At 64.6% G+C, this 12,211-nt stretch carries 6 protein-coding genes and 1 pseudogene; 3 read left to right on the top strand and 4 right to left on the bottom strand.

The features are described 5' to 3' along the window. The first annotated feature begins 7 nt into the window (after positions 1 to 7). Positions 8 to 3,469: a VCBS repeat-containing protein gene (locus tag IPL79_13660; protein MBK9072030.1), complete on the top strand. Its 3,462-nt coding sequence runs from the start codon at positions 8 to 10 to the stop codon at positions 3,467 to 3,469. 19 nt (positions 3,470 to 3,488) lie between these two features. Next, positions 3,489 to 5,429 carry an asparagine synthase (glutamine-hydrolyzing) gene (gene asnB, locus IPL79_13655; GenBank protein MBK9072029.1) on the top strand — a complete coding sequence of 647 codons (1,941 nt, stop codon included), beginning with the start codon at positions 3,489 to 3,491 and terminating at the stop codon, positions 5,427 to 5,429. Here the strand turns inward: asnB and IPL79_13650 are convergent. Further along, a pseudogene (locus IPL79_13650) lies at positions 5,419 to 6,079 on the bottom strand (sugar transferase). The gene asnB and the pseudogene IPL79_13650 overlap by 11 nt on opposite strands. 140 nt (positions 6,080 to 6,219) lie before the next feature. On the opposite strand from IPL79_13650, the gene IPL79_13645 reads away from it, so the two are divergent. Beyond that, positions 6,220 to 7,029 carry a glycosyltransferase family 4 protein gene (locus IPL79_13645; GenBank protein ID MBK9072028.1) on the top strand — a complete coding sequence of 270 codons (810 nt, stop codon included), beginning with the start codon at positions 6,220 to 6,222 and terminating at the stop codon, positions 7,027 to 7,029. On the opposite strand, the gene IPL79_13640 is transcribed toward IPL79_13645, so the two are convergent. The 3 genes from IPL79_13640 to IPL79_13630 are packed head-to-tail and all read right to left on the bottom strand — an operon-like array spanning position 7,026 to position 12,194. After that, the gene (locus IPL79_13640) at positions 7,026 to 7,751 is read right to left on the bottom strand and encodes an aldo/keto reductase (GenBank protein ID MBK9072027.1); all 726 of its coding nucleotides are present in this window, start codon (positions 7,749 to 7,751) and stop codon (positions 7,026 to 7,028) included. The two genes, IPL79_13645 and IPL79_13640, sit on opposite strands and share 4 nt — an antisense overlap. Then, the gene (locus tag IPL79_13635) at positions 7,748 to 8,536 is read right to left on the bottom strand and encodes a TauD/TfdA family dioxygenase (GenBank protein ID MBK9072026.1); all 789 of its coding nucleotides are present in this window, start codon (positions 8,534 to 8,536) and stop codon (positions 7,748 to 7,750) included. The genes IPL79_13640 and IPL79_13635 overlap by 4 nt, the downstream gene beginning before the upstream one ends. A gap of 13 nt (positions 8,537 to 8,549) precedes the next feature. Next, positions 8,550 to 12,194, bottom strand: a complete 3,645-nt coding sequence (locus IPL79_13630; protein ID MBK9072025.1) for a VCBS repeat-containing protein — start codon at positions 12,192 to 12,194, stop codon at positions 8,550 to 8,552. Between the last annotated feature and the right edge of the window lie 17 nt (positions 12,195 to 12,211).

Genomic DNA, 12,211 nt, shown 5'->3' with positions numbered 1-12,211 from the left:
GAGGCAAATGCGGCCAATACGGTCGATGCTCGAGTGGAGCGCAAGATCGTGGCCCTCGCTCGCTATGATGGCGTTGTTGGTTTTCGGCACCCGCATCGCCAATGCCGATTGGCCAATGGCCCGCCACGACGCCGCGCGTACTGGCGCCGCGAACGGCGTCAGCAACATCACCTCACCGGCGCCGTATTGGAGACAATTTCTTGGTGGCCGGGTTGGATCGCAGCAATTGCTCACGGCCTTTGAGCCGGGCCCGCTTGATGGCAACGGTGACGCGACCGATGACGTGGTCGTTGCCTACGTCGTCGCCGCCGGCCGTCTCGTCAAGTTTGATGCCTCTGGTGACGTCTCCTGGCGTTCGGCCAATCTCGAGTTAACCAATGTTATCGCGATCGCGGATTTTGATGGCAACGGTGATGTTCAAGTCGCGGTTGCATCGAGCGCCCAAGTCTACTTGTTGCGGCCAGGAAACGGTACCGTGCTGTGGGCCGAGCCATTTGGCGAGATGGGAACTATTGGCGCCGTCCGGGCCGCAGATTTTAATGGCGACGGGTCCACCGAGCTGTGGATCCAAGAATGTTATTGCTGCGGGCTCAATAGCGGCAACACCGGCTACATCTACGACTTCGCTTCGGGGCTCACCAATGCTGCGATCATGGCGGAGTTGCCACACGCTTATTGCGGCGGTGGCACCTCACTTGTTGTTGACGATTTCGACGGAAATGGCCTGCTCGAGGGCAATCTTGCCGATTTTGACACCTGGTCTATGTTTGCGCCGAGCGACGCGGCGGCGCCCATGGCGGCAACGGCACCCTTGTCGGCATGGCTGGGCCTCGCGCAATGCGAGCCGGTGCCACCAGATCAGCAGAGCTCGGGCGCGCCGCGCGATTTGCTTTGTGCGCATTCGAGCCAACTGGCCACCGCTGGGCATGGACATCGCGTATTCCGCCTCGCCTATGTAGCCGCGACAAATGATGACCCGGCGCGACTGGACGTGGTGTGGTTCTTTGATGCCGGCGTGATCGACGGCGGCATGACGCTGGCGCCGAACTCGCTGCTCGATCTAGATGGCGACGGCGCGCGCGAGGTGGTCATTAGCGGCACCTTGGCGGGCGGGCAGTTCGTGACGTATGTGCTCGATGCAGATACGGGCGCGGTGCTTGCGGCGATCCCAGATGCCGTGGTGACCGCCTTGGTGCCGATGCGGTTGGAAGGCCAACCGCCCGTTGCCGCCGGAGAAGTACCGTTTGCGCTCATTGCGACGCAAGCGGGCAAGGATGCCGGATTTTGGCGATTTAGCCGCGGCGGTGCCGAGCCGGTGACGTCTTGGCTTAAGCTAGCAAATCGCCGCATCGCAATGAGCCAAGACTGGCTGCTGCGCGCGCGCCAAACCACCGCCGCGCGACCGCTGACCTTTGACATCACGGGTGACGACTTGCCCGAGCTATGGATGACCGACGCCGCCGCGACGACGCTGTTCGTTTATGACGTCGCCGACGTGCCGGTGACCGCGCCGGTGGTGCGTGCGAGTCGCTCGTTTGGCGCGGCGCAACTGGGTGCGATTGGCGCCTTACATGTGCGGTCGCCCGGTTCAGCTCCGACGGCGCCGGCCGCCGCGCCAGCCCGCCTCATTGTCACCACGAGCGATGGCTACGTGCATGGACTCTTGACGGCCAATCTCGCGTCGCGATGGCGTGCACCGGCGGGTAGCTACTACGATCACGGCGGATGGAATCACATGCCCATGGCGCCGGTTGTAGGCCTGCTCGGAGCCGCTTCGCCTGACGCGATCGTCGTTAGCGATAGCCGAGGTGTGTTGGTGGCGAGCAGCGCCAGCGAGGCGCTGATGGTGCGGCCGCCCGCGCTGCTGTGGGAAGTCCCCGATGCGAAGTCGCCGGCCGTCATCGCCAACAGCGGTGGCTCCGGCGTGATGTGCCGTCGCCTCGATCGCTCGGTGACACCGAATGCGGAACAGGTGATGCGCCTTGACGCCACGGGCAACACCATTTGGTCAAGCACCCTTGGCGGGGGCATCAACGTGTTTGGCGATGTTGTGCCCGCTCAGCTCAACACCGATGGAGTCGCCGATGCCTTGGTGCAGTGGGGTCTGCGTAGCGATCTCGTGGTCCGCATGACCGCGCTCGATGGCGCGAGTGGCGCCATCATGTGGCAATACGAGACGCTTGGCCGCGAGAATCGCAATCCGGCGGGATTTGCCGCGGCCGACGTCACCGGTGATGGTCGCGACGACGCGATCATTCATCACTACGGCACGCGCGTCATTGACGGCGGCACCGGCGTCGAAGTGATGGTGGGCGGTCCTTTGATCATGGCGTATTTCATGCCGATGTGGACGACGCTTGGTGGCGGAAGCACGCCCTCTGTGGTGTTGCAAGGCGGCTTGCACCCGCTGCGCACGCTCGACGAAACGCTAGCCACGCGGTGGACCTCAAGCGAGGACGATCTGCCGTTTCCGTATGCGGCGGTTGCGCAGTGCCCCGGCGTCGATGGGCTGTCGGGCAGCGGAGGCGCTGGCGCGATCGATAGCGTTATCGTCGCTGGCTCGGTTCGAGATGGCGGCAAACTGGCGCTCTATCGCGACGATGGCGCGGGGAGCGGCGGTGCGTCCCGCGCGCCGCAAGTGCAATGGTTGGCGGAAGGACAGGTGTTTTCGTCCGCCCAGGCCATGACAGACGCCGGCGTGCGCGCAGGTCAATTGACCTCGGCGCACGTGCATAAAGACCTCACCGGGACCGGCGTGCCCAGCGCCGTGCTCGGCTCGAGCGATGGCTGGCTTTATGCGGTTAATCCGTGTAACGGCGCTTTGCAGTTCGCTTATGAATTTGACACCGCGGTGGGCGCGCTCGCTTTTGGCGACACCGATGGCGATGGGCTCGATGAAATCGTGGTGTCGGTCGCTGACGGATATCTCTACGGCCTAAAGCACGCGCCGATCGGTTCGCCGGCCCTGGTAGAGGATCTCGCGCCACAGCTTGCGCCGTTTGGCGTCGACGTCGACTACTTAGAAACAGCTGGTGACCTCGCGGCGTCGTGGAGCGCGGTGCCTGGCGCCATTCGCTATCAAGTAGCGCTCGCCGATCACAATGGCGAGTTTATCTCGGCGCCCGCGGGCTCGCCGGCACCCAATGTCGACGGCTGGCTCAACGTCGCCGGCACCAACGTTACGCTAACCGACCTGCCGCTGCAAAACGGCGGCAACTATCGTTTCGCGGTACGCGCCATTGCCGCCGACGGCCGCGCCTCGCCCGACGCCGTCAGCGATGGCGTGACGATCAACACCGATGTCGACGTGCCGCCCCCAATTGCGCCGCCTCCGCCCCCGGGTGAGTTGGCGACGGGTGGTTGCTGCCAGGCGGGCAATGACGATCGGAGCGCGGCAGCGATCGCGGGCGCACTTGCCATGCTCGGCCTTTGGCGGCGAGCCTGGCGACGGCGGGCTCGCGCGCAATAATATGGTATGAACGTCGTGCATGTGCGGGATCACGGGCCTTCTTGACGCCGACGGCCTGGCCGCTGCGCCGGCCCGAGAGCTAGCGGGGCGTATGGCGGCAGCGATCGCGACGCGCGGTCCCGACGACGCCGGCACGTGGAGCGATGGCGCGCACGTCGCGTTTGGTTTTCGCCGTCTTGCCATCCTAGATCTATCGCCGCTTGGACAGCAGCCAATGGCCTCGGCGAGCGGCCGCTACACGATCGCGTTTAACGGCGAGATCTACAACCATCGCGAACTTGGTGTGGCGCTTGCTGCGCAGGGCCATCGCTTTCGGGGCAGATCAGATACCGAGGTATTGCTCGCATGTATCGAGCAATACGGCTTCGTCGCCACCTTGCCCAAGTTGCGCGGCATGTTCGCGCTTGCGGTGTGGGATGCTACCGAGCGGGCGCTGTATCTCGCGCGCGATCGGATGGGTGAAAAGCCGCTCTACTACGGTTGGGTGCGTGGTGGTTCACTTTTGCTCTTTGGCTCCGAGCTTAAGGCGCTGCAAGCGCATCCGCAGTTTGCCGCCGATATCGATCGCGGCGCGCTGATGAAATTCATGCGGCATGGCTATGTGCCCGCGCCGCGTTCGATCTACCAGGGCATTCACAAGCTGCCGCAGGGGATGTGGGTGCGTATCTCGCCGACGCAACGGGGCGCCGAGCCGCAGTCGTACTATTCGTTTCGCGACGTCGCCGAGGCCGGACTCGCCGCGCCGCTGGTGGTGTCGCTCGACGACGCGGCTGACCAGTTTGGCGCCGAGCTGGCGCGCGCGGTGGGCGAGCAGATGGTCGCCGACGTGCCGCTGGGTGCGTTCTTGTCGGGCGGCATCGATTCGTCGCTTGTGGTGATGATGATGCAGCAGCAATCTACGAGACCGGTCAAAACCTTTTCGATCGGATTTGACAGCGCGCGCTACGACGAGACGGCGTATGCGCGCGAGGTCGCGACGCGCTTGGGCACTGATCACACGGAGTTTCACGTAACCGGAGCCGACGCGCTCGCGCTGATTCCGCAGCTCCCAACCATTTACGACGAACCATTCGCCGATTCCTCGCAGATTCCAACCACGCTGGTGTCGCGGTTGGCGCGGCAGCACGTCACGGTGGCGCTTACCGGCGATGGCGGCGACGAGATTCTTGCCGGCTATCCGCGCTATGCCACACTGCGCAAGCTGGCGCGTTTCTACGACCTCCCGGGGCGACGTGCGCTCGCGACTGTCGCCGATCGCTTGGTCGCCGCCGTGTCGCGCGATGGCGACGCCGCTACGCTAGATCGGCGCGCCCTTGATTGGCTGCGCCGCCGCACTGATATCGCCAGCGCCGCTGATCTCGACGCCTTCTACGAGCTATTGATGAGCTTGTGGTATCACCCCGAGTGGGTGGTGCCGGATGTCGCGGAGCCGCGGGGCATCATGCCGCTAACCAAAGACGTCCTGGCGCGGGGCAATGTCACCGAACGCGCTATGTATGTCGACACCGTGCAAAATCTCGCCGACGCCCTGCTGGTCAAAGTAGACCGCGCGGCGATGTCAAACAGCCTTGAGACGCGGCTGCCATTGCTCGATCACCGCGTCGTCGAGCTGGCGTGGCGCCTGCCGTATGCGACCAAGGTTGCCGGCGATCGCGGCAAGCTCGTGATGCGGCAACTGCTCGCACGCCAGTTGCCGCCGCGGCTATTCGAGCGCCCCAAGATGGGTTTCATGATCCCGGTCGTTCCATGGCTGCGCGGCCCGTTGCGGGACTGGGCGGAAAGCCTGCTGTTTGAGCGCGCCCTGCGCGAAGATGGATTTTTGCAGCCGGAAATTATTCGCCGTCGTTGGCAGGGGTTTCTGGCTGGGACGCGTGATTGGCATGGCCCGCTGTGGCCGGTCTTGATGTGGCAGGCTTGGCGTCAGCATCAGACTCGGCTATCGGCGCCGTCGACCCCATAAATTCGCTCATCGTCGCCTCGTCGCCGCTCGCAAGGCCTTGGCGCCGCAACACCGCCATCACCGTGCGCCACAAGATCTTCAGATCGAGCGCGAGGCTCGCGTGATCGACGTACCAGATGTCGAAGGCGAATTTCTCGTCCCACGACAGCGCATTGCGGCCGTTGATTTGCGCCCACCCGGTGAGGCCGGGCCGCACCTCGTGGCGTCGCGCCTGGGCTGGTGAGTAGCGTGTTAGATATTTAGACAACAGCGGCCGCGGCCCAACCAGGCTCATCTCGCCGCGCAGGACGTTCCACAATTCGGGCAACTCGTCGAGGCTTGAGGCACGCAGCCACCTGCCAAAGGGGGGTCAAGCGCTCGGCATCAGCTAACGGCGCGCCAGTTTCATCAAACGCCTCGCGCATGGTGCGAAACTTAATCATGTGAAAGATGGCGCCGTGCCGCCCAGCTCGCGGTTGGGTAAACAGCACCGGCCAGCCACCGCTGCACGCGCTCGCGACCCCGATGCCGACTAGCACGGGGGCGCCAAGGCAGAGACCGGCGCTGGCACCGACTATATCGAGGGCGCGCTTAATCGCGAGGTAGCTGCCGCGATGCACCAAGCAATTTAAACACAGTTGCCGCGGCGGCCGGCAATTACCGCCAGGCATTGTTGAGCGCTGGTGGGCATTCCCTTACGCTGGCGACTTGCGTGTTCTGCACTTAATGAAGACGGCGGTTGGCGGCAAGTGGGCGCTAAGGCAAATGCAGCTGCTGGTGACGCGCGGGGTAGACGCCAAGGCTGTTTCATGTGCCCGGTCCGCTTCACATGGAATACGAGGCGACCGCGCGTGCCGAGCTTGCAACCGCGGGGGAACGAGATGGCTGGATCGGGTCGTGCACATGGACGCAGGCCGAGTACATTCGCCGCGGCGTACCCGCCGAGCGCACCTTTATGGTTTACAACGGCATGGACGTCGATTCGTTTATCCCGCGGCCACCAGGCACCTTGCGGCGGGAGCTGGGCGTCGCCGACGACGTGCCTATCATCGGCATGCTCGCCTATGCATATGCGCCAAAGCGCTATTTGGGGCAAACCCGGGGCCTCAAAGGCCACGAAGACGCCATTGATGCCATGGTGCGTGTGCGCCAAACCCATCCAAACGCATTGCTGGTATTTGTCGGCGGGCCATGGGGGCACGCAGAGGCCTACTTTCAGCGCATCGTGCGCTATGGCAAAGAACGCCTAGGCGACCAAGTGGTATTTCTCGGTACGCGCAGCGACGTGCGCGACATGTACGCCGATTTCAACATCGCGCTGTATCCGTCGCATAGCGAGAATCTTGGCGGCACCGGAGAGGGCGCCTTGCTTGGGGTGCCGGCGATCGCCACGCGCGTGGGCGGTCACCCGGATATGGTGCGCGATGGCGAGACCGGATGGTTGGTGCCGCCGCGCCAGCCCGCCGAGTTGGCGGTGGCTATTCTTGATGCGCTGGCGCGCCCAGACGAGGCCGCTCGCCGCGCTGCCGCCGCGAAACGCCGCGCGCATGAAATCTTCGACATACGGCGGACCGTCGATGGCGTCGAGGCCGCCTACGACCGCGCCGCGATGTGGGCCTAAACGGCGGCGACCAAATCCTCAAGATGAGCTAGTGACGAATACGTAACCACCGCGCAATTGACGCCGCGTTGTCGCAAAACTTCGGCAAGGCATTGCGCGGGCGAGGCCGCTGCCAGCGCCTTGCCGGCGGCCAACGGACGAATGGCAATGGTGCCCATGCCGGCATCGGCCGCGCGCTCGATTTGCGGCACCATGTCGCGCTCCAGCGAATTGAGGTACACCGCGAGGCCGTCAAAGCCGCCGTGCGAAATGAGCGCATCGGCAAAGGCTGCGGTGTACGGGAAGGGCGCAACGGCTGCTACCTTGCCAGCACGCTTGAGCTCGGCAAACGCGTCGACGATTTCGTCAATTTGCGCCGAAAACCCCCGCAACCTGCCGGCCTCGTCTTTAAGGTCGCCGCGCCACATCCACTGGACGGCATCCAACGTAGAGGTGCCCAGCTGCTGCAGATACGCGTCGACCTTGGCAACTAGGCGCGCGCGATCAAACGCGGCATCGCCAAAATGAGGTTCGGCGAGCTTTACGATGTGTTGCACGCGATCGCCGGCGCCAAGCTGGCGCAGCAGCCCGCAGAACCGATCGTGGCTCTCGTACTCGGTCGACGAGTGCAAGGTGGTCACGCCCGCATCGAGCGATGCGCGCAGCAAGCTGAGCCAGGCCGCATCATCAAGCGAGCGCTCGTGGAGGCGCATCGAGCCAAAGGCCAGGCGCGACAGCTTCAAGCAAACACGCCCACGTCGACCGCGCATTTCCACAGAAAGCGCTCGGCCACGGCATGGGCGACAAAGGCGTTGCGCCCGTGCAGCAGGCGGTCGTCATGCCACACCACCGCATCGCCAGGCGCCAATTTCACGGCCGTCGTTGCGGCCGCGACCCCAGGCGAATCGCGCAAGAAGTCAAAAAACTCTTGGCGCAAGGCGGCGACCTCTGGGGCGACATCGCCGGCGACGCAATAGTAATTCCAGTTCATCAAGATTGTGCCAGCCTCGCGCCGAATCACCGGCACCGTGCGCGCATCGCCGGACCGCGCATGCGGCATGAGCGTGCGCTCAAGTCGCGCCAACAAACCTGGCGCCTCGGCGGCCAGCACCTCGACCAGCGCGGGTGCCCCGATAAACGTCGTCTCGCCGCCTTGCCCCGCATTGGCAATGCAACACATCAGCGTCGCGTTAGGAAACGACGGAATGTAAGAGCCATCTGTATGCAGCGGCTGCGCATTGGGTGAGTGGCGATACGCATCTGGGATGGTTGGGTCGTATCTGACCTCCATCCAAAGTTCGCCCGTGCGTTGCGCGCTGCGATCGCCTACGCGCGAGTCTTCCGCCAAAAAGTGCGGGGTCCCAAGCCTCGGCAACAGCGCGTCGTAGACGGCGCGGACGTCGGCCAACGCCTCGCCTCGCGGCGCCTTGATCACGACCACCAGCCCCCCTTGCCACGCCGAAAGCACGTCCTTCGCCGTGGCTGCGAGGTCTTGCGGCCTAAGCTCTACGATTTGCACGATAGACATATCAAGCTCCTATTTAGCGCGTCAGCACTTCAAACAAGCCGTCGCGCGTGTTGTCGTGGCTGCTCGAGAGCGCCAGGTCGTCGAGGCCATCGCCGTTGACGTCGCACCAAAGCAGCACGCCGCCGGCGCCGCCGTTGTTGGGATACGACATCGAGATTGAGGCATCGGCGGGCAAGACGTAGTTAGCGCTGGCCGAGGTGGCGTTGCCGGAAGGGATCGAGCCGCCGTACCAAACCACGTAGACCGCGCCGGGCGCCGTGCTCGCCGCGATGACAAGATCTTCCAGGCCATCGTTGTCGATGTCGGCGGCGCTCGCGAGGCTGTTATTTGCGATCGCGACGCCGAATAAGGTGTGCGGCGCGGCGCCGGTGATCCGGGAGAGACGCAGCGTCGCGTTCGACAACAGCGCGATGCCTTGCGCGTTGCCGAGCACGTTTCCATCCACCACATAGACCGCGCCGGTGCCCTCGCGAAATGCCGAAATAACGACATCGCGCGCGCCGTCGCTGTTTTGGTCATCGATCGAAGAGGCCGCGGCGGCAAAGTCCGTGGTGGTGTCGACGCTATCGAGATCAAAGATCACGTCGCGGGCGACGTCAAAGGCGCGCACGGCGACGGTGTTGTCGGCGGGCCGCGCCACCGTGCCGCGCATGAGGAGCACGCGGTTGTTGGTGGTGCTCGCGGACGCGACGTCGTCGGAATAGCCAATCAGCAAATCATCGGTGAGATCGCTAGCGCCCCCGGTCTTGCCGACGTTGTGCACGTAGTTGGCAAAAAGGTCGGTCGCCGCGGGATTTGGATTGTTGATGATCGACACCGCCGCGCCGCCAAGACCGGTGAAGTCGGTGTCGTCAAGGTCAACCACATTGCCGGTGATGGTGCCGCCGTAGATCACTGCCGCGCCGCCGAGAAAGCCATTGGCCGCCACCGCGCCGATAATCAGGTCATCGTTGGCGTCGCCGTCAAAGCGCGCAGTCGTCAGGGTGTAGCCGATGGCGCCGAAGGCAAACCATCCACCCGCGGCATTGATGGTCACCTCGGCGCTCGTATCGAGCTTGGTGCCCGCAAGACCCGACGCACCTGGCTCGAAGATGTAGATGCGACCGTCGATGCCGCCGGCGAGCGGCGAGCCCACCGCCAGATCGTCCATGGTGGCGCTGCTCCAACGCATCGCGGTCAGGCCATTGCCAAATTGCGCGCTCGCCTCGGTGCCTTGCAGCGTCGCGCCAGGCGTTACCGCGGTGCCATTCGCGCTGCCAAAATATACGTAGACGCGCCCCAGGCCGTCGGCCTCAAAGGGCGCCGCAACGGCCAGATCGTCAAACGCATCGCTGTTAAAGCGCCCGCTGACCATGGTGCGGCCGAGCGCGGCATCGCCAATTGGAAAGCCGAGAAAGGCCGGTCCGATCTTGGTAAAGGCCAAGGTCGCCGAGCCGCTGGCGAGGGTTGAGCGATTGCTCGCGGCATCAAACGCGACCACCGCGAGATGTACCAGCGCGCCTGGCCGCAGCGAGGCGAGATTGGCAAGCTGGGTCGAATTTGCCGCGCCGGCGCCAACCACGGTCAACGCCACCGGCAAGGCATCAAAGTTACCTTCGTTAATCGGCGAATTGCTCGCCTTGATGACATAGCCCGCGACGTCGCTGACGTTGCTCGGCGCCGTCCATTGCAGCTGCAGCGATTGCCGCGTCAGCGGCGTCGCCACCACGGCGGTGACGGCTGGTGGCGGCGTCAAATCGACCATGAGCGCCAGCGTCGCCTGGCCAACGCGCGGCCCAATGGTCGCCTCAGCGAAGATGGTATGCGCGCCGTTTGCCAGCGCGACGTTATCGACGCACCAGGTGTTGCCATTTTCGATGGCCGCCAACGCGGCGCCGCCATCGATTTCAATTTCAACCGCGGTACCCGACTCGCTGACGGTGCCGCAAATATCGAGCACCAGATCGCCGCCGCTAAGCGTGCCATCGAGCGCGCCGACGAGGCCGTCGGCGATCGGCGGCGAGAAGGAAACCGCGAGGTCAGCCAAGGTGAGGCTGCACAACGCGCTCTGCGCCGCATTGCCAAACGTATCCGTGGCATGGCCGCGGAAGGTGTTAAGACCTGGCTCAAGCGTTACCGTCACCTCGCCGCCGGCGACGTTGCCATCTAAGGTCTCCGTCGACGTATCGGGCTTGGTGTGTACGAGTTCACGATCCGTGGTGAGCGAGGCGAGCACGCGCACGATGGCCTGCACCCCAGGCAAGCCGGGATTCGCGTCGTCGGCCGCCGTGATCGTGTTGCCGCACGATACCGGCGGCGCGATGAGCTGCAGCGCCACCGCCGGCGCAATGTTATCAAAGGCGAGCTGCACCGAGTCGGTGGTCTCGATGCCGCCGGCCGTGGTGACGCGAAAGGTGCAGGTTTGCTGCGTCTCGCACGAACTGCCAGCGCACACGGTGACCGCAAAGTTGTTGTTGCCGGTCGCGACGCCGCCAGGGTCGTTGCTGCCGCAATCCGAGGTAATAGTGCGCCCGATGCACGCCGCGGCGACCTGCACATTGGCAGTCACCTGCACGCCGGCGGTCCCGGGGTTGGCATCAATGTTAGTTGGAGCCGAGGTCGCGGTGATTTCGCAACCACCAAACACCACGCGCAGATCGCTGACGGCCTCGCAGGTGTTGCCGGCGCGATCGCTCGCGGTCGCGGCGAGCTGCCACGCCTCGGCGCCGGTATCGGTGAAGGTTGCCTCAAGCACGGCCTGGCCAAACGTAATCGGCACCTCCGCGTCCACCGCCGTCGTGCTGCCAGGCGGCGTGATCGAGATCGTGGCGCTCTCGCCCTGGGCGTCGGCGTCTGCCACCGCGAGCACCAGATCGTATTGCAAGCCGTTGCCGATGGCATCGTCCTTGTCGGCGGCGGTGGTGATGGAAGAGCCGGCCAAGGGCGTGGTGAATTCGCAGGTTGGCGCCACGTTATCGACAAACAGCGCTTGATGGCCCGATTCGCCCGGCGTCAACGTTTCATCGCTGGCCGCGTCGGGCGAGGTGCAGCGGGTAAACAGCGTGCGCTCGCCGTCGCGCAAGGTCACGCGCGCCGTCACCGGCTCGTCCTCGATCGCTTCGATGCTGTGCAGCACCTCTTCGCTGCCTTCCCCGTCAACGGCGATGAACTCCACGCCGTAACCGGGCAGGGCACCGAGCGTCGCGTCGACTTGTAGATCGTCCACCTCGGCGTCGAGGTCGTCGCTGGCGCGCAGCACCAGCCGCGGAGCATAGAACGCATTTTCGTGCGGGGTCGGATCAAGCGCGAGCGTACAATTGGCATCAATCGCGATCTGCGCGACAAGGTCGTCGCTGGCGCGGCCGCACGCCCCAGCCTCGGCGGTCACGGCAAACGTCAGCTCGCCGCTGGGCACGGTGACATCGCGAAATGTCGCGGTGCCATCTCCTGGGGCAAGCAGCACCTGGCTGGTAACCTCCTCGCCGTCGGCCCGCGTCACCGTGAGCAAGAGCGGTACCCGCGCCTGCGCATTGGTCGTGACCACGACGTCGAGCTGCGTGCCTTGCAACTCGGGGTTGCCATCGACGTTGATCACCCCGGTCGGCGTCTCGAGCTCGATGGCGATCGCCTCTCGGCAAAGATCGCCGTCGCCGCAGCCAAGCGTCGTAAGCGACGTCAACGTCAAAAGCCAAACGC

Source organism: Myxococcales bacterium (assembly GCA_016716835.1).
Classification (GTDB): Bacteria; Myxococcota_A; Polyangia; order Haliangiales; family Haliangiaceae; genus JADJUW01.
The sequence above is the reverse complement of the archived record's forward strand: the minus strand, read 5'-3'. Positions and strand labels throughout refer to the sequence as shown.